Origin of the sequence: Bernardetia sp. ABR2-2B (assembly GCF_037126435.1) — a bacterium.
In the GTDB taxonomy this organism is placed as follows: domain Bacteria; phylum Bacteroidota; class Bacteroidia; order Cytophagales; family Bernardetiaceae; genus Bernardetia.
The window spans coordinates 1,092,636-1,111,739 of the sequence record NZ_CP147020.1 but is presented as its reverse complement, the minus strand read 5'-3'; the positions used below and the strand labels follow the sequence as shown (position 1 = coordinate 1,111,739).

18 protein-coding genes are annotated in these 19,104 nt (G+C 31.7%); 12 read left to right on the top strand and 6 right to left on the bottom strand.

What is annotated here, in order from left to right; all coding sequences use genetic code 11:
- Window positions 1-53: 53 nt before the first annotated feature.
- Window positions 54-1,691, bottom strand: a complete 1,638-nt coding sequence (locus tag WAF17_RS04655; protein WP_338766855.1) for a hypothetical protein — start codon at window positions 1,689-1,691, stop codon at window positions 54-56.
- Between the two features lie 369 nt (window positions 1,692-2,060).
- On the opposite strand from WAF17_RS04655, the gene WAF17_RS04650 reads away from it, so the two are divergent.
- Both WAF17_RS04650 and WAF17_RS04645 read left to right on the top strand, forming a co-directional pair.
- Window positions 2,061-3,425 carry a hypothetical protein gene (locus WAF17_RS04650; protein WP_338766853.1) on the top strand — a complete coding sequence of 455 codons (1,365 nt, stop codon included), beginning with the start codon at window positions 2,061-2,063 and terminating at the stop codon, window positions 3,423-3,425.
- A 142-nt stretch (window positions 3,426-3,567) separates the two neighbouring features.
- Window positions 3,568-4,452: an alpha/beta fold hydrolase gene (locus tag WAF17_RS04645; protein WP_338766850.1), complete on the top strand. Its 885-nt coding sequence runs from the start codon at window positions 3,568-3,570 to the stop codon at window positions 4,450-4,452.
- 299 nt (window positions 4,453-4,751) lie between these two features.
- Here WAF17_RS04645 and WAF17_RS04640 read toward each other — a convergent pair whose 3' ends face one another.
- A complete protein-coding gene (locus WAF17_RS04640) occupies window positions 4,752-5,210 on the bottom strand; it encodes a nucleoside deaminase (protein WP_338766848.1) in 459 nt (152 codons plus the stop codon).
- 335 nt (window positions 5,211-5,545) lie between these two features.
- On the opposite strand from WAF17_RS04640, the gene WAF17_RS04635 reads away from it, so the two are divergent.
- Complete coding sequence (locus tag WAF17_RS04635) at window positions 5,546-6,229, top strand: sigma-70 family RNA polymerase sigma factor (RefSeq protein WP_338766846.1); 684 nt, start codon at window positions 5,546-5,548, stop codon at window positions 6,227-6,229.
- A 119-nt stretch (window positions 6,230-6,348) separates the two neighbouring features.
- Complete coding sequence (locus tag WAF17_RS04630) at window positions 6,349-6,645, top strand: hypothetical protein (RefSeq protein WP_338766844.1); 297 nt, start codon at window positions 6,349-6,351, stop codon at window positions 6,643-6,645.
- Between the two features lie 186 nt (window positions 6,646-6,831).
- Here WAF17_RS04630 and WAF17_RS04625 read toward each other — a convergent pair whose 3' ends face one another.
- Window positions 6,832-7,461, bottom strand: coding sequence for a peroxiredoxin (locus WAF17_RS04625; protein WP_338766841.1), 630 nt, complete (start codon window positions 7,459-7,461; stop codon window positions 6,832-6,834).
- 274 nt (window positions 7,462-7,735) lie between these two features.
- On the opposite strand from WAF17_RS04625, the gene WAF17_RS04620 reads away from it, so the two are divergent.
- From WAF17_RS04620 to WAF17_RS04590, 7 genes are all read left to right on the top strand, one after another.
- Window positions 7,736-8,188: a peroxiredoxin gene (locus tag WAF17_RS04620; protein ID WP_338766838.1), complete on the top strand. Its 453-nt coding sequence runs from the start codon at window positions 7,736-7,738 to the stop codon at window positions 8,186-8,188.
- Window positions 8,189-8,551: 363 nt separating this feature from the next.
- Window positions 8,552-9,286, top strand: coding sequence for an RluA family pseudouridine synthase (locus WAF17_RS04615; protein ID WP_338770144.1), 735 nt, complete (start codon window positions 8,552-8,554; stop codon window positions 9,284-9,286).
- Window positions 9,287-9,303: 17 nt separating this feature from the next.
- Window positions 9,304-9,801, top strand: a complete 498-nt coding sequence (gene coaD / locus WAF17_RS04610; protein ID WP_338766835.1) for a pantetheine-phosphate adenylyltransferase — start codon at window positions 9,304-9,306, stop codon at window positions 9,799-9,801.
- Between the two features lie 60 nt (window positions 9,802-9,861).
- The gene (locus WAF17_RS04605; protein WP_338766833.1) at window positions 9,862-11,616 is read left to right on the top strand and encodes an ABC transporter substrate-binding protein; all 1,755 of its coding nucleotides are present in this window, start codon (window positions 9,862-9,864) and stop codon (window positions 11,614-11,616) included.
- 168 nt (window positions 11,617-11,784) lie between these two features.
- On the top strand, window positions 11,785-12,360 hold the full coding sequence (locus WAF17_RS04600) for a YqgE/AlgH family protein (RefSeq protein ID WP_338766830.1): 576 nt from the start codon (window positions 11,785-11,787) through the stop codon (window positions 12,358-12,360).
- 88 nt (window positions 12,361-12,448) lie between these two features.
- Window positions 12,449-13,948 carry a GH3 auxin-responsive promoter family protein gene (locus WAF17_RS04595; RefSeq protein ID WP_338770142.1) on the top strand — a complete coding sequence of 500 codons (1,500 nt, stop codon included), beginning with the start codon at window positions 12,449-12,451 and terminating at the stop codon, window positions 13,946-13,948.
- A 220-nt stretch (window positions 13,949-14,168) separates the two neighbouring features.
- Window positions 14,169-14,678, top strand: coding sequence for a hypothetical protein (locus WAF17_RS04590; protein WP_338766827.1), 510 nt, complete (start codon window positions 14,169-14,171; stop codon window positions 14,676-14,678).
- Between the two features lies 1 nt (window position 14,679).
- On the opposite strand, the gene WAF17_RS04585 is transcribed toward WAF17_RS04590, so the two are convergent.
- The 3 genes from WAF17_RS04585 to WAF17_RS04575 all read right to left on the bottom strand — a co-directional run bounded on the left by WAF17_RS04585 (window position 14,680) and on the right by WAF17_RS04575 (window position 17,341).
- Window positions 14,680-15,642 carry a DMT family transporter gene (locus WAF17_RS04585; protein WP_338766824.1) on the bottom strand — a complete coding sequence of 321 codons (963 nt, stop codon included), beginning with the start codon at window positions 15,640-15,642 and terminating at the stop codon, window positions 14,680-14,682.
- Window positions 15,643-15,874: 232 nt separating this feature from the next.
- On the bottom strand, window positions 15,875-16,777 hold the full coding sequence (locus WAF17_RS04580) for a DnaJ C-terminal domain-containing protein (RefSeq protein WP_338766821.1): 903 nt from the start codon (window positions 16,775-16,777) through the stop codon (window positions 15,875-15,877).
- Between the two features lie 150 nt (window positions 16,778-16,927).
- Window positions 16,928-17,341: an Hsp20/alpha crystallin family protein gene (locus tag WAF17_RS04575; protein ID WP_338766819.1), complete on the bottom strand. Its 414-nt coding sequence runs from the start codon at window positions 17,339-17,341 to the stop codon at window positions 16,928-16,930.
- 155 nt (window positions 17,342-17,496) lie between these two features.
- Here WAF17_RS04575 and WAF17_RS04570 point away from each other — a divergent pair, with 155 nt between their 5' ends.
- Window positions 17,497-19,056: a family 10 glycosylhydrolase gene (locus tag WAF17_RS04570; protein ID WP_338766816.1), complete on the top strand. Its 1,560-nt coding sequence runs from the start codon at window positions 17,497-17,499 to the stop codon at window positions 19,054-19,056.
- Window positions 19,057-19,104: the final 48 nt, after the last annotated feature.

Sequence of the window (19,104 nt, the reverse complement as noted above, 5' to 3'; positions counted from 1 at the left end):
GAAAGAACAACTCTTTGTGTAGGCTACTCTCTCTCTGACATTAGATGATGATTTTATTCGGTAACGATAAAATAGTAAGTTTGCTCAATAAACTTACCAGAAGTATCCTCAGCTTGTATAGTGAGAGTATAACGAGTACCTACTCTTGTACCTTCTTCTACTGCAAAAGGAACATATTGCTTTGTAAAAGCGTCGTCGTTACCACTAGATACGAATTGAATATCGTTAGAGTTTATATTGCTTAATTCCCCTATTGTGATTGGGGCTTCTTGTTCTCTTTGCCAAGTAGCAATGTAATTGGATAAGCCTGATTCATCAGTTATACCTTTTACTAAACGATAGGTAATATCTACTGAAATACTTTCTTCTTCCCTTGGGTTATTGCTAAAATTTCTTATTATGTCAGCATCTCCAAATGTAAACTGTACTGATGATAAATTAGGAGGTTCATTTTCTATAATCTTTATTCTTATTGTCTCCCTTGTAGGCTCATTACCAGCAAAATCAGTAGCTTCAACAGTAAACGAATAATTATCAGTTGTTTGTGGGTTTGGAGGAATAGGAATAGCAAGAGGAATACTATCAAGGTTTTTAAGATTTATAGTATCGCTATTTATAAACCAAGTTTTGAAAGGAGCATCTTCATTATTAAAATAAACAGAAATATTTTTTAATAATCCATCATTTTCAATTGATGTTGTTTCACGCTTATCGCTAACAATACCACCAGTAATAAATAATTCTTGTCCTTGTATTACTTTCACAGAATCGCCATTAGTTTCATTCAAAGGTGGATTTGTAATAATACTTTGAATAATTGGACTTTGGTCATCACAATCTATCATAAAAGGAATAGCTTTACTAGCAGATTGACCATTTATATCTGTTGCAACAATGACAAGCTCTAATTGAGTATTGTTTGCTATAAAATTATTATTAGGAGGATTACCTTGACTTGGAACTACGATAGGATTTGTTTCAAAAACATCTTCTAATACGATTTGTAAAGGTTTAGTTTCTCCACTAAAAGTAAATTCTCTTCGGCTAGAAACAATAGATGTACCTTGTTCTGTTCTAAACTCTGCCAATATACTTTCTATACCCACGTTGTCACTAGCTGTTCCTGAAATTGGAATTATACTTGACCTACAAGCTTGATACGTTACACCATCTGGAAATGCACTTATTAATAGATTGTCTATATTAATATCTAAATCCAAATCCAACTCAATACCATCAACAAGAGGCGCACTACCATCACCATCTACAAAAAAAGTTTTTTCAATAGTAGTTATATTTGGAGGAGGATTATTCTCATCCTCTATGCCATCAGCCACGGTAAGTGTAAACGTATATTCTCCTAAAGCAGCATCAACAGGAATGAAAATAGGATAATCAACTAGATTTACTAACCTCGCCTGCGTACTATCTGTGCTTATAGTTATCGTAGTATCAAGTGAACTATTGCCACCTACTTTTTTTATAGTAATGTCTGCTTTTTCTACTACAAAATTATCAAATAAATTTACTGTTACTAGTATTGAGTCTGTTATGTTGTATCTTTCTTCTAAAACAAAATCTCCAATAGTGGGAGCTATCAAGTCTTCAATCGCAACACATCTAAAAAAGCCAATTATCAATCCTACGAATAAGAGAGATAAATATAAATATTTTTTGAATAGAAATTTCATAAATTTATAGTATTGATATAACTTGTTTCTTGATAAAATTATTTAGCAAAATTAGCTTCAAAAGGTATGGTTTTACAGAGCTTTCTTATAAAAACTATTAGGTCTTCTTTTAGGCTTTAAACCTATGTTTTCAGAGTGTAGTTATTGTTACTACGCTAAAAAAACAATAATGGCGTTAATTCATAATTGTTAGTAAAAGAAAGTAAACAAAATTCAAAGTTAAGATTTTACTAGCACTTTATGGTCTAAGATTTCTTTTTTTATTAAAAATACAAACAATAAAGAGCATTTTCAAAAAAATACCAGTTATTTTTGAGATTCTTTCCTTAAATTGAATTTGAATTGTCGCTTACAAACAAAAAAAGAGATATGCTTTTCAAAAAAATTATAACAGCCTTTGTCGGACAAACGGACACTAATGATGGAATTGATATACGATTTGGTAGATACTCTGATGCACACAAAACACTAGAAAAATATGATGCGTGGGCAAGGTCGACAGGCTTTTTTGAAGAAAAAAATTATCTACAAGCCTATTTAGAGTTTTTTAATTATCTGCTTGATGATAACGAAAGTAACCTAAATTATGATACTGTTCAGATTAATAAAGATGGAAATATAGCAGATTTCAAAATAGACTTTACATTGCAGCAAGGCTCAAAAATAGTGCGTGGTTTTGCTAATTCTGAAGAGTTTGTAGGGGAAGTAAAGCTAGTACAACTAAAAGAAGATTTGCATGTCGCTTTGGGAAGGCGTTTAATGGAGATGAATTACAATCTTTTGTATAGTGGGTTTTCATTAGACGAAAATGGAGTTATCTGGATTCGTTTTACGACCAATACGGTTGATAGTTTTGCAGGTAAGTTATACAATGGGCTTAGAGAAATCGCTACTCGTTCGGATGCACAAGATGATTTATTATTGAATGAGTTTACAAATCAATTAGAATCTATTGATGATAAACATATTGAATTTTTGTCAGAAAAGCAGCAACAAGTAAAACTTCGCTTCTTGAAAAAATGGATAAAAGAAACGCTAGACGAAATAGAAAAATTGAATGCTGAACGTCTTGCTTCTGCCATCTCATATATGCTTCTGACACTTTTGTATCGAATAGATTATTTGCTTACTCCAGAAGGAACGATTACGGCAATTTTGGAAGATATTCATAAAGTAGTTTTCTATGACCAAAACCGTTTGCCCGTGCAACGCAATGACTATGCAATAAAAGAATTTGAAAAATTACTTACTCTTTCTGATAAAGAATTAGCTTCTAACTTTTATGAGACCAAAGCAACATTTGGGATTTCTAAACCTGCTTATGAACAAGAAATCAAAGAAATAGTAGAAAAACAATTACAGGCTGCTTCTTGGTTCGACAAAAACGAACAGCAAGAGTTTACACCTTTTGTCTTTGAGTATATTGCTGGTTATTGTTTGTTCAATTACGGATTGCCACGTCCGACAAAAGAATTTTTGCATCTTTATTTTCAAATTCTTTATCCAAATTTTTTTGAAGCCTTAGAAGCAAAACATACTTTTTCAGAAAAAAATGAAAGTCAAATTACTATACAAAAAACTTTGACCACAAAACGAATTAATTTTATTTTGGATACTTGGCAAGAAATGTATCCAAATATTGCTGATAAAAAACCTAAAATTGATTATAAAGACTTCACGAAATTTTCCTTTGATTATTTTTCTTTTATAAAAGAACTCAAAATAAATTCTTAGTAGCAATTACCAGTAAGCAGTTAATTTCAATTTTATATTTTTTATTTGCTGTTTTATATGTATTTAGCTCATACTTCATTTACTTCTAACTTCATAAATCTAATTTCTAAATTTATCTTCTCTAAACCCTATTTTCCAAACGATGAAAAAAATAGAAATAAAACTACCTAATCCACTCGCTCCAGCAAAATCTATTCTTATAGACTATCATCTTCCAAAAGAAAGAACAAATTCTCAAACGCCTATTATTGTTTTTCTGCACGGTTTCAAAGGTTTTAAAGATTGGGGTGCTTTTGACCAAATGGCTCAAGTTTGGACGCAAAAAGGATTTTTAGTTTTCAAAGTAAATTTTTCTCATAACGGAACAACTACTGAAAGTCCTCTTGATTTTGAAGATTTAGAAGCCTTCGGACAAAATACAATCACAAAAGAACTTTCTGATACAGCAACAGCGATTAATTTCATTTTTAATAAAAGCTCAGACTTACCAAAACGAAATAGAAAGGATATTCGCCTTGTGGGACACAGCAGAGGAGGAAGTACAGCTATTATTTATGCTTCTAAAGACAAACGCATTAAAAAAGTAATTACACTTTCGGCAGTCAGTGATTTGGAAGAGCGTTATTTCAACGAAAAAAATAAAAAAGAATGGCACAAAAACGGAGTTGTAATTATAGCAAACGGACGCACTAATCAAAAAATGCCTTTGTTTGAATCTTTTCACGAAGATTTTAAGAAAAATCCTGCAAACTACTCTGTAAAGGAAGCCACACAAAAGTTAGCTCAAGCAAATACGCCACAACTTATTATTCACGGAGCAAAAGATAGTTCTGTAACGCCAAAGGATGCACAAGATATTTTTGAGTGGAGCAGTTCTACTACAACTCAGACTAAAAATGCAAAATTAGTCTTGATAGAAGATGCAGACCATACTTACAATACAAAACACCCCAATTTGATAAGTAATATTGAAGAATTACCTACTCCTTTCTTAGAAATGACTGATTTAGTGGCTCGTTTTGAATGATTTGACCTTAATTTTTCCTCAAAAGCTAAATGATTTCGTAATTAATCTGATTGAAGACTACAAAATAAGAAATTTAGATTAGTTAAAAAGTGTTAAATAAAAAAATGTTAAATTTTTAGTCAATTGAAAAATTGTAGAATACAGTTTTTCAATTGACTTTTTTTTATATCTCATTTTTAGATTTCGTTAGGTAAAAAAGTAGAAAGAAAAAAAATCGAAAAAAAATAAGATTTATAATTTCACTTTGCCTCAAAAACCAACTTTTTTACTTCTAAAAGACTGTTTTTGAAAATAAATCCTTAGTTACGTAGTTTTTTAAAGAATTTTTTTAATAACTCTTCACATTCTTGCGCCAAAATTTCATTTTTTATTTTTATCTTTTTTGGAAACAAATTTGAATCTGTAAGAACAGAAAAACCTCGTTGCAAATCATTTGCTCCATAATAAATTTCTGAAATTTGCGACCATGCCAATGCTCCAGCACACATCACACAAGGTTCTAGGGTTACATAGAGCTTACAGCCTGTCAAATACTTAAAATTTAGTGTATTAGCAGCAGAAGTAATGGCAATTAGTTCGGCATGAGCAGTTATATCTTGTAATTTTTCAGTCATGTTATGCGCTCTAGCAATAATTTTTTGATTATGAACAATGAGAGCTCCTACAGGAATCTCTCCAGCTTCAAAGCTTTTTTGAGCTTCTTTCAAAGCTTCTTTCATAAAAAAATCGTGTGAAAAGGGTGTTAAAAAGTTATTCATTTGTATTTTAAGTTTCTTATGTAATTTTTTATCAAAAAACACTACTTTTTTAACAGGTAAGATTCGTTTTTAGTTTGGTTTTTATGAAAATTAATCGTTGTATTTGGTTCATTCGTCGAAAATATGGATTTGTTTACCGACATAAAAACTTTTCTCGTTGAATTTGGCATTGTTAATGATAAGCGATATTTTACGTAATTGATAAAAAATCTATGTGTAACTTTTATTTTTAATAAAACGTTGTTATATTTGTATATATCAATCAATTATTACAGACACGGTACACTTCGTACTTCTTTTTAAAGCAATACCCACTATTAAGCCACGTTAAGAAGATGCAAACTAAAAGTAAATTAAGCAAAGAAAAAAAGTCTAAGACTCAAACTAATTCTATTACTACTAAGAGAAAAAAAGACTCTCTTCCTTTAGAAGAATTATTACAAGCTAACGATAGTCAGCTCATTACTCTTTATAAATCAGGCAACGACAACGCATTTGCTGTTTTGTTGAATCGCCATAAAAACAGAATATTTACTATTCTCATTACGATTGTAAAGGATACTTATATAGCTGAAGATTTGATGCAAGAAGCATTCATAAAGGTAGTAGATACTATTCGTTTGGGCAAATACAATGAGGAAGGGAAGTTTTTACCTTGGCTCTCACGTATTGCTCACAACTTGGCTATAGATTACTTTAGAAAGCAAAAACGTTATCCAACCATTACTGTAGAAGACGGTAGTACAGTTTTTAATACTATAGAATTTACTCAAAAATCTTCTGAAGAAGCTCATATTGAGCAAGAGATTTGTGAAAATTTGAAAAGACACGTGCGTCAGCTACCTGATGCTCAAAGAGAAGTATTGATTATGCGTCAGTATTTTAATATGAGTTTTCAAGAAATTGCAGATTCGACACACGTAAGTATAAATACAGCACTAGGAAGAATGCGTTATGCTCTTATCAATCTTAGAAAACTTATGGAGGCAAGCGAAGGAATTAACAATGATGTTAAATAAAATGATGAAATTGAATAATTCATTAGCTAAAACATAAGTGATAGAAAAGATTGAATATTAGCTTAAATCAGAACAACTCAAAAAACACAGGTTATTCTATCTATATAAGTGAAAATCGTATGAAAAATCCAATCCTATCAACAATTAGCTCATCAATCAATTCTACATCAATAACAGTTTCAAAAGATAAGGAAACTGAATTTCAGTATCTCCAAAATATGGTAGTTCGTTATGTCTATCAAGAAACATCTTCATTAGAAAATTCGAAAGTAGAATTGCTTCTCCAATCAAATGAAAAACTAAATCAGTTTTTTTATGAAATAGTAAATCTAAAAAAACAAATGGATGATTGTCAGACAAAGCATAAACCATCTAATCAAATAATAAATAACATATTGAATTATTCTAAAAATTAGAATAGTAATTTATAAGAAATATAAACAAAAACCTTTGCTTAGTGGGTAGGCAAAGGTTTTTTTGTGAAGAAGTATCTTTTTAAAATAACTGTAATACTTTTAGCAATAGCGCACAAAAAAAGTCAGATAATCTTTACTAGACTATCTGACTTCTTTTATTACTTTCAAATATAAAGAAAGAAGTGCTTATTTTTTGCCTAAATAATCAGCTACACTTTCTCTAGTTTCGTGCATTGCTTCTTTTCCTTCTTCCCAGTTTGCAGGACAAACTTCTCCATGTTTCTCAACATAACGAAGAGCATCTACCAAACGGATATATTCGTCGATATTACGCCCTAAAGGAAAATCATTGATAGAAATATGCTTGATAATTCCTTCTTTATTAATTAAGTATGTTCCACGAAGACAAATTGGTGCGCCTTCAAAAACAAGGTTATTTCTATCGTCATACGTATAATCTCCACCTAAAACGCCATAGTTTGTAGCAATTGTTTTGGCAGTATCAGCTACCATTGGGAAAGTTACGCCTTCAATTCCTCCTTTATTTTTTGGAGTCATAAGCCAAGCAAGGTGAGTTTCTTCTGTATCAGTAGAACAGCCTACAATAGCTGTTTCTTTAGATTCGAAAAGAGCTAATTTTTCTTGAAAAGCTAAAATTTCAGTTGGACAAACAAACGTAAAATCTTTTGGGTAAAAGAAAAGGATTACATTTTTTTTGCCAATATATTGGTCTAATGAAAAGTCATTAATGATTTCTTCGCCTTCAATTACAGCAGGAGCAGAAAAACGAGGCGCAGGATGATTCACTAAATTCATAGTATAAATTCTTTTTTAAATGGTAAGAAAATCAGTATTAATTATAATAATTAATTATTCTTTAAAACTAAGATGCAAAATTAAGCACTTTGAGCTAAGAAAAAAAATCGATTCTTAAAATAACTCATCTGTGTAATTTCTATATCAAAACTTGCTGTATCAATAATAGTTTTGATTTTTTAGAGAAATTAAAAGTTGTTTTCAAACTAATCAGTAATAAACCAGTTTGGTAGTTCAAAATCAATTTATTATCACATAATTATACAAAACACTTATGGGACTAAAAATCGGAGAAAAAGCACCAAATTTTACATTAGATTCTACTTCAGGAAAAGAATTTACGTTATATGATTTGGGTGATGAGCCTTGTATTATTTATTTTTATCCAAAAGATTTTACAAGCGTTTGTACTGAACAGGCGTGTTCTTTTAGAGATGAGTTTGGAGCATTTAGAGATTTGGGTGTTACGGTTATCGGAATTAGTAAAGATGACATCGAAACGCATAATCGTTTCAAAAAGGAATATAATTTACCTTTTGAGCTTTTAGCAGATACAAAAGGAAAAGTAGCCAAACTCTATGATTCTCTGTTGCCTATCGTCTCAATTCCTAAACGAAATACTTTTGTTTTGGCTGGTGATAAGACAATTATGGATATTCAAAGCGACCTTACTTCTGGAAAAAGTAAAATAAGAGAAGTAGTAGAAAATCTAACTAAAAAGTTTTAATAAATATTTGTATAACAGTCTTCCAGATTGTTGAATAGGATAAAATACTACTTTTTATGTTCAGACAAGATGTCTGAACTACCTTAATACAAACCGTGATAAGGTTTAATAAATATTCAATGGGAAGAGATTTTTCTCTTCCCATTCGCTTTTTAGTTCTTTTCCTTTAGAAGTAGAAATTAATTAACAGAAACAACTTTTAATACAAACTTTTGACAATCAACATATTAAACTGGATTTATTATTTTAATACATCTTAATTCGTAATTTTTGATTCGTAATTGTCCCTTATCCATTTTTTTTAACAAATAATCTGTATTTTTGTGTGAATTTATATTAATATAAGAAACAGATAAAATGGCAATTACAGAAAAACCCTTCCGAGTTATCTATGAAGATAACCATTTACTTATCGTCAATAAAGCAGCAGGTTTGCTTTCACAAGGAGATAGTACGGGTGATAATTCATTAGTAGATTTAGCAAAAGAATATATTAGAGTGAAATACGAAAAACCAGGAAAGGTTTTTTGTGGCTTGGTACATCGCCTTGACCGTCCTGTAAGTGGTGTAGTGGTACTTGCCAGAACTTCGAAAGGGTTAGAACGTATGTCCAAACTTTTTAGAGATAGAGACATTAATAAAGTATATTGGGCTGTTGTTAAAAGAAGACCTCCAAATAAGGAAGACAAACTTATTCATTATCTTGAAAAAGACTCAAAGACAAATACTACACAAGCCTACGATGAGCCACAAGGAAAAGCTCAACGAGCAGAATTGAAATATCGTTATGTGGGAAAACTAAATATGTTTCATTTGTTAGAGGTTACGCCTCTGACTGGCAGACCTCATCAAATTCGTGTTCAATTGGCTGCCATTGGTTGTCCTATTCGTGGTGATGTAAAATATGGCTATAAAAAAGTAAATGAAGATGGAAATATAAATCTTCATGCACGAAGAATTAATTTTATTCATCCTGTCAAAAAAGAACCTTTAATTTGTGTGGCAGCTTTACCTCAAGAACCGTTTTGGGAAGAGTTTTTGACGTTAGATGATTTCAAAATTAAGGATAAACAATTAGATTATACACACTCAATGTAGCCGACCCAAATACAATAATGGAAGAAAAAAATACACAAATACAGCATACACCACGAATTGCAATCTTTCCAGGTTCTTTTGACCCATTTACAAAAGGACATGAAGATGTTGTAAGGCGTGGACTTCATCTCTTTGATAAAATTATTATTTCTATTGGCGTAAATAGCACAAAGAAGCGTTTTTTTGAGTTGGAGGTAATGAAAACAATGATACAAGAAACTTTTAAAGATGAAGATAGAATAGAAATACAGCCTTATTCTGAACTGACAGCTCGTTTTGCCAAAAGAAATGGCGCACGTTTTATTCTCCGTGGAATCCGAAACACTACTGATTTTGAATATGAAACTCCTATTTCTCAAGCTAATAAACACGTAGATTCAGATATCGAAACCGTTTTTCTAATTACTTCTCCTCAATATACCTTCATAAGCTCTTCTATTGTTAGAGAATTATATCGTTATGGGCAAGATGTAAGCAAATTTGTGCCTTATCAGTTACCAGTTATCAGTAAATAGCTACCAGTTGATTTCTGTATAGCAATTCATAATTAATCACTAATAATTAATCACTATTTCATGCGTTTTACTTTAATTTTAAGCATAATAGTTAGCCTACTGTTTATCTTTTCCCCTATTTCTTCTTTTGCTCAAGATTATCAAAGCTATTATCAAAAAGGCAAAACAGAACTAGCTAATAAGAACTATTCGGCTGCACGTCAGAGCCTAATTATGGCAATGCAAGAGAATCCTAGCAATGGTTTTTTCTTTCCTGCAAGTTATCTCTATTCGATGGCAAGTTATAAGGGAGGCGACCTTGCAACAGCTTATACCAAAATTAGTGAGCTTCTAAAAAAAGCAAAAGACAAAACTCTTCCCTCCGACCAATATCAAGAAATGCTTTATTTAGGTGGGTTAATTGCCTTCGAAAAAGACCAATCCTTACAGGCAATGACTTGGTTAGAAGCAATAAAAGGTTCAAAATTACGCACTGCCGTACAGAATTTGAAAGCAACTTTTTTACCTAAAAAATCAATTGCAGAATTAAAGCTATTATATCAAAAGTTCTCAAAAGACCGTCCTTTATCAGAAGCTTTAGCTGATAAAATTGCAGCTCAAAGTGAAGTCTTAGAAGAAGATGAAAAAATACTAAAAGAAATAGAATTTGCGTATGGCTATACCTCACCCTACCAAAAAACTAAAAGTACAGCTCCTGAAAAAGTGATTAAAAAGGAAGAATATAATGTAGCTGTAATGCTCCCTTTTAGATTAAAAAATGAAAGTTCGGCTCGTGAAGTACAATCATTTTTAGATTTGTATGAAGGAATGAAAGTAGCTCAAGAAGACCTAAAAAATGAAGGGATAACTATTAATTTGTTGCCTTTTGATACAGAAAATGATGCAAATAATGTAAGAAATTTAGTTGAGCTTCCTGCAATGAAAAATATTGATATGTTTTTTGGACCTTTATATCCAACGACATTTCCTATTGTTTCAGAGTTTGCACAGACTAACAATATAAATATGGTAAACCCTCTTTCATATACACCTGATTTGATTGAAGGAAAGAAAAATACCTATCTTTTTGAGCCAAGCTATTACACACAAGCAAAAGCAGTAGCTAATTACTCTTTTGACTCTTTAAATGCTGATAAAGCCTATATTATTTATGGAGAATCCCGTAAAGATGTTATATTAGCAAATGCTTATAAGAAAATTGTAGAGGAAAAAGGAGGAAAAGTAATGGCGTTTGAACAAGTAGATGCAGGAAAAAGTACCTTTAATAAAATAAGAAATGTACTCAGTCCGATTGCCAAAAAACCAGCACGATTGAAAGAAGGAGAGACATTCAAAAAACCAGAAGGAGATACCACAGCACATATTTTTGTAGCCAGTTCCGAACTAGCTGTTGCAGGTTCTGTAATTAGTGTTTTGAAAACTTCTATGGTAGATATTCCTCTTTTTATAGATAAAGGTTGGTTAGAATTTGACCAAATTGATATGAATGATTTTATGGATAGATCAGTATTTTTTATCTATACTGATTATGTTAGTCCTCTAAAGAGCAAAGAATTTATTACAAAATACATCAATAAAACAAATATTTTGCCTTCTGAATATGCGTATGTAGGATACGAATCACTTTACTTTTTCGGAAAAACGATGTACAAATATGGAATAAATTTTGAAAGCCATTTACAGAAAGAACGCTTTATAGATGGAAAGGTAATGATAGGACAAAATTATTATGGCTCAAATGATAATCAGCTTGTACCCTTGCTTCGTTTTGTAAATAACCATTTAGAAATTGTAAATCATTTTTATCAAGATTAGAAGTTAGGAAATAGATATTGGGAATTGGATAGTAGAGAATGAAAATCTATATTATTTTCATAGAACCTTATCGTTTTAATGTATTCATAGCATCTAAGTCCTAATACCTAATTCCCAGCTCCCAATTCCTATACTCTAATATCCAATCTCTAATTCCTATTTATTAAAATGCAATTTTTTGATTCTCCTTTTAATGATAATAATTCTGTAGAAGCAGGTAATTTCTTGTTGGCAGAACCTTTATTAGATGACCCAAACTTTGATAGAACTGTGATTTTAGTGTGTCAGCATTCAGAAGAAGGTTCTTTTGGGTTGGTTGTTAATCGTCAGACCGAAATTAGTGTAAGTGAAGCAACCGACTTGTTAGAAATTGAAAACAAACTTTTTGTAGGAGGACCTGTCGAACAAAATACGATGCACTTTTTACATACAATGACTGAACTCAAAGAGTCGCTAATTATCTCTGAAGATATTTTTTGGGGAGGAGATTTTGATAATCTTCAAGAATTGGCACTTAAAGGAAAAATTACAAAGCAAAATTGTCGCTTTTTTGTGGGCTATAGTGGTTGGTCAGAATTACAATTGGATGCAGAACTAGAAAATAATACGTGGATTATCTCAAAAGTAAACCCTAAAATTATGTTTCAACACGAACCAGAACAGCTTTGGAATGCAATTCTGCAAGAAATGGGAGGCAAATATAAAATCTATTCTAATTATCCAACTGACCCACGCCTAAATTAAAAGTAGTTGGTAGCTTTTAAGAGCTATCAGAAAAAAAATAACATCGACTTGCCGTTGTTGGTGTCTCCACCAACGACATAATTACCAAATTATGATTCGTTCTCTTCTTTCTCGCCCATTGGCTTCTTATATTGTAAGTCAGCAAAAAAAATGGATTCAAAATTCGGAAAAAATACAACATCAATGGTTACAAAAATTGGTTTCACAAGCAAAAAATACTGCTTTTGGAAAAGACCATAATTTTGCTGACATCAAAAATTATGAAGACTTCAAAAAGAATGTTTCTATAAACGATTATGAAGACTTACGTCCGTACATTGACCGTATTTTGAAGGGAGAACAAGATATTTTATGGAAAGGAAAACCTCTCTATTTTGCCAAAACATCAGGCACTACATCAGGCACAAAGTATATTCCAATTACAAAAGATTCCATTCCAAACCATATCAATTCGGCTAGAGATGCGCTTTTATGTTATATCAATGAAACAGGAAATAGTAAATTTTTAGATAAAAGTTTGATTTTTCTTTCGGGTAGCCCTGTCTTAGAAGAAAAAGGAGGTGTTCCACTCGGAAGGCTTTCAGGAATTGTAAATCATCACGTTCCTTCTTATCTACGAACGAATCAAAAACCGTCTTATGAAACGAACTGTATTGAGGATTGGGAAACTAAATTAGATAAAGTAATTGATGAAACCATTAATTCAGATATGTCTTTGATTTCTGGAATCCCACCTTGGGTACAAATGTACTTTGATAAATTGCATGAGCGAACTAATGGAAAACGCATAAAAGATATTTTTCCAAATTTTGATTTGTTTGTTTATGGAGGAGTTAATTTTGAACCATACAGAAATAAAATTTATGAATCTATTGGAGAGAAAATAGATTCTATCGAAACATTTCCAGCTTCGGAAGGATTTTTTGCTTACCAAAACTCTCAACAAGATAATTCTCTTTTATTACTTTTAAATAGTGGAATTTTCTTTGAATTTATTCCTGCTGAAAATTTCTATGATGAAAATCCTCCTCGTTTGAGCATTTCAGAAGTAGAATTAGATAAAAATTATGCTTTGATTTTAAATAGTAATGCAGGACTTTGGGGATATAGCATTGGAGATACGATTAAGTTTGTAAGCAAAAATCCATATAAAATTATTTTTTCTGGTAGAATTAAGCATTTTATTTCTGCTTTTGGCGAACACGTCATTGGAAGCGAAGTAGAACAAGCATTGCGTTTTGCTTTAGACAAACACCCCGAAACAAGAACAACAGAATTTACTGTTGCGCCACAAGTTACGCCAAAAGAAGGATTGCCCTATCATGAATGGTTTATAGCTTTCGAAAATCAGCCAAATGATTTAGAAAAATTTTCGACAGATTTGGATAATAAACTACAAGAACTCAATTCTTATTATAACGATTTGATAAGAGGTTCGATTTTGAAAAAGTTAGTTATTCGCTCTCTTCCTGCTGATGGTTTCCAGACCTACATGAAATCTATTGGAAAATTAGGAGGACAAAATAAAGTTCCTCGTCTTTCGAATGATAGAAAAATTGCTGATGTGTTGGAGAAAATAGTTAAATAAGCCTTCATTCATAGCTTTTTAGAGTAAGCTCACCGAAAAAGTAACCTAAAATTGCTAATAATTTATGGTTTCTTAATAAATTTGGTGTAGATATTGTTTCTTAATAAATAAATCTTAGAATAACACTATTAAAACTACCAAAACTGCCTATTATAATTACTTTACATAATTCCTCTTTATTATCTACTTACTTATTTTATTACTTGAATTATAATTAATTATGCAAAAGAAAGGTTTTTTTGGTGTTACTAGGCGTTCTGACTTTACTCATCGTTTGAGTATTTTATTTTATTCTTCTATTTTACTTCCTCTTATATTACTGTTTTTTGGTTTAGGGCGTTACGAAAGCCCAAATAGTTACGTTTCTCCGTATGTAGTTTTTCCTGAATGGTTTATTTGGCTCTTAGCTATTTCTTGTGTTTTCGTTGCTTCTTTAGGAGTTATACTTTACAAAAAACGTATTCCAGATGCGAAATCACAAGTTCTTTTGCGCTGGAAAGCTCAACGTTTTCTTCGTGCTTCTAGTTATAGATATACGCTTCCTGCTTTTTCTGGTGCATTTGCTGGGTTAGGATATTTTATGACTGGTCAAGGAGAGTTTGCCGTTGTCGTCGTAGGTATTCTTACATTGATTTTGTTGCAACGCCCAACGACTAAAAATGCTTGTAAAGAATTATCACTTCAAAATGAAGAAATATCGCTTTTTAGAAGCGAAAAAACTTGGGCGTAGGTTATTTTATAATATTTATTTCTTCTTCTTTTTTACTTTCTTGTTCCTTTAGGCTTTCTATATGATTTTTTTTGTAATTCTTCATATAATCACTTAAAATTGGATAAGTAAAGACAGAAAGAAGTAGTAATCCTGTTCCAATATAAAAGCCTGTATTCATAACTGTTTCTTGAAAAAGCAAAATTGCAGCTGCCGTTCCATAAACAGGATTTAGATTACTTACCAAAGCTACCGTAAAAGGAGGAATGGATTTCATAATACTAATAAAAATAGAATAGGCATAAATAGAAAATACAAATGCAAGACCTAAAATGAGCATATAATCTGTAAGACTTGCCTCAAATTGAAATGATTTTCCGTCAGGAACTAAGAAGAAATAATAATAAAAAGGAAGAAAAATAGTAGTGCTAATAAGCGCTCCTCCCATTTGATAAAAAGTAACGACATAGGCATCGTGTTGATGAGCTAATTTTGCGTTATAGATAGTCAGTAATGCACCAAAAATTGCTCCTATAATACCGATGGCAAGTCCCCAGCCGTAATCAAAATCAGAATTAAAAATAATATAAATACCAAGGATAGCATTCATTCCAACTAAAACTTGAAAAGGACGGCTTTTTCTCTTAGATAAAAGAGGGTCTAAAAAGCTAATCCAAAGGGAAGTAGTTGCCATTCCGACCAAACAAACTGAGGCTGTTGAGATTTTAGCAGAAATAAAAGATAATCCCCAATAAAGAAAAACTAATATCCCAGAACCTAACATATGCAGAATTGCTTTTTTTGTAAAAAGGCTAGGCGCAGCTCGTTTGTTAATCAAAAATAATAACATGACAAAGGCTGCTAGAGTACGTAAAAAAAGCAATTCGATAGCAGGCACATCAATCAAAAGCACTATTGAGGGAATAAAGCTACTCAATAATACAATCATGTGAAGCATGACATATGTGCGTACATTAGAAGACATGAAAATTTCTAATTAGAGGTAATAAACATAAAGAGAGTAGAAATTTAGTTCTATCTAACTCTGTAAGAATTACAAAGATAATAAATAATATTATTATAGTATTTGCCTAGAATAATTGTTTTGCAATTACAATCATTTGCAAAATACATACTCTTATTTAAAACTCCAACAAAAAATTTAAAAGTCAATACTTTAATTACATTGAAATACGAGAAGCTATTTGAGTTAGTAGTTAATCACTCAATCTACTAAGTTCTTTAAATAAAGATTCTTCTTTGTCGCTCAACTTTGTAGGAATTTCGATACGAAGTTTAACAAACATATCTCCGAACTTATCAGATTTTCCATAAACAGGCATACCCAAATTTTTAAGTCTTAATTTCTGTCCATTTTGTGCGCCTTTTGGAATAGGAATATTTATCGAACTTCCTTTTATTGTTGGTATCTGGACTTTTCCACCCAAAACAGCAGCATACAACCCTACTTTTACAGTACAATTCAAATCATCTCCTCTTCTTTCAAAGGTTGGGTGCTTTTCCACTTTTACGTAGATATACAAATCGCCACTTTGTCCGTTTGCACCTTTCTCTCCTTTTCCTTTAAGTCTTAATTTTTTATTATCTGTCGTTCCAGCTTTTATATTTATTCGGAGCTGTTGCTTATTTACGCTAATTGTACGAGAAGTTCCAAAATAAGCCTCCTGTAAAGTAATAGTCATTTCAGCTTCTAAATCTCTTCCTGCCGAAGCAGCCGAACCAAATCCACTTGTTTGTCCTCCTCCAAACATTTGTTCAAAAAAAGAACTAAAACCACCTTTTCCAAAAGCATCATCAAAGTTAGTTTCGTATTGGGCATATCCTCCTCCGTTTCTGTTTCCTCCAAAGTCATAAGCTCCACCACCAGCTCCTGCACCTTCATACTTTTGGTAATCTTTTCCGTATTGGTCGTATTTTTTGCGTTTTTCGGAGTCTTTTAAAGTTTCATAAGCTTCATTTATTTCTTTAAATTTCTTTTCAGCATTCGGATTGTCTGTATTTTTATCTGGATGATACTTTACAGCAAGTTTGCGAAAAGCCTTTTTTATATCGTCTGCTGATGCAGATTTTGTTATTCCTAATGTTTTGTAATAATCCATAATTAGTTGCTAGTGATATTCGATATTCTAGTAGTTTGAAAAATTAATAAAAAGATATTCAGAAAATTAACTATTTATTCGTCTTTATGAATTTATAAATTAAAACCATCGTTGAGGTTCAAATTTAACGCTCAACGAGGTTTAAAATGTCTAATCAATTTTTACTTTACGAACTTCTGATTGTGTTTCTTGCTTAATGAATGGCAAAATTATTTCCAAAATTCCGTCTTCATATTTTGCTGCCACTTTGTCCGTATTGACGTGAGAAGGTAGCGAAAAAGTGCGTTTAAACTGCGAAAAGCTATATTCTCTACGAGTAAATTTCTTTCCAGTAGAAGCTGTTGTCTCGTGTCCTTTGTTGGCTGAAATAGTTAGATTCCCTTCGGAAAGGTCAATTTCAAAGTCTTCTTTTTTTAGCCCAGGAGCTGCAAGTTGAACGCAATAAGAGTCGTCAGTTTCTGAAACATTCACGGCAGGGCGACTAATAACCATCTGATTAGTAAGGTATTCATTGGCTTGTCCGACAAGGTTATCGATAAGTTGAAGTGGGTTTTTGTATTCCATAATTGTATTTTTTTAAAATTTGAAAGGTAAATTAATGTAAAATGACTTCGAAATAAAGAAAATTGACAAAACTCAAAAAACAGAATTGGAAATAATGTAATACCTTTGAATAAAGTTTACTTGTTTTTTGTATAAAAATGAATTCTATTCCAAAAATGAAAATTTCGTTCCTTTCCTTATTTATTTTTCTATTTACTTATCAAACTGCTTTTTCTCAAGATTTGTTATTAAATCCTTCTCCAAAAAGAGAATTTAGAGCTGTTTGGGTTGCTAGTGTAGGAAATATTGATTTCCCTTCTAAATCAAATCTAAATTCAAAAGCTCAAAGAGAAGAGTTTGTTAGTTTAGTAAAAACGCATTCTCAAAATAACTTAAATGCGCTTATCGTACAAGTTCGTCCTTCTGGAGATGCACTTTATCCCTCCGTACGAGAACCTTGGTCATCAGTTTTGACTGGAAAAGTAGGGCAAATGCCAATGCCTTTTTATGACCCTTTAGTTTTTATGATAGAAGAAACGCACAAAAAGTCAATGGAGTTTCATGCGTGGTTTAATCCTTTTCGTGCTGTCATAAATGTAAATGCAAAGATAGATTTACCAGAAAATCATATTACAAAGCTACACCCAGAGTGGTTTATGAGAGCTGGAAACAGTTTAGTTTTTAATCCTGGTGAGCCTGATGCAAGAGAATTTGTACGAGAAATTATTATTGAAGTAGTGATGCGTTATGATATTGATGGCGTTCATTTGGATGATTATTTTTATCCTTATCCAGATGCAGGAGCTTATGATGACACCGAAACATTCAAAAAATACGGAGAAAACTTCGAAACAATAGAAGAATGGCGCAGAAATAACATTGATACATTCATAAAAGAAACAGCTTTGGCTATCAAAAATATTAAGCCTTATATTAAATTTGGAATCAGTCCGTGTGCTGTTTGGCGCAATCAAAGCAAAGATGAAAAAGGTTCAGAAACAAAAGGAATTTCTGCCTATGATGATTTACATGCCGATACTCGCCTTTGGTTGCAACGTGGTTGGATAGATTATTTAGCTCCACAGGTTTATTTTAGCACAAAATCTAGTGCTGTTCCTTATCAAAGTATGCTCAACTGGTGGCAAGAAAATAGTTTTGGAAGACATATTTACGTCGGACATGCTGTTTATAAAATCCAAAATGATAAATATGATGAAAGATGGAATAATCCTTCTGAAATGAGTGAACAGATTAGAATCATGAGAGGAAGAACAGGAATGGCAGCAGGAAGCATTTTTTATCGTTCTCGTTTTCTGCAAGATAACCCAGCCCATGTTCAAGATTCCTTAAAAGCTAATTTTTATCGTTTCAAGGCTTTGCCTCCTGTTTTGACTTGGATTGACCAAACTCCTCCTCCTCCTCCAATGAATTTGACTGTTTCAGGTTCAAGAAAAGGAGCAGTTTTGCACTGGCAAGCACAAGAAACTTCTGACCCTTTTGAGCAACCTACCTATTTTATCGTCTATCGTTTTGAAGATGGAAAAGAAATAGACATCGAAAACCCTGAAAACATTGCAGCTATTTTACGTCAAAAAGAATGTTTTTATATCGATCCAAATGTTCGAAAAAACTGTAAATACACCTATTTAGTTACGGCTGTTGATAGATTACATAATGAAAGCATTCCTACAAAGTCAGATTTATTTAAGTATAAAAGACGTTATTTGAAGCAATAGCGAAATGTTTTTTTGTATTTTTACTAGACTGGTTTGAAATAAGAATAA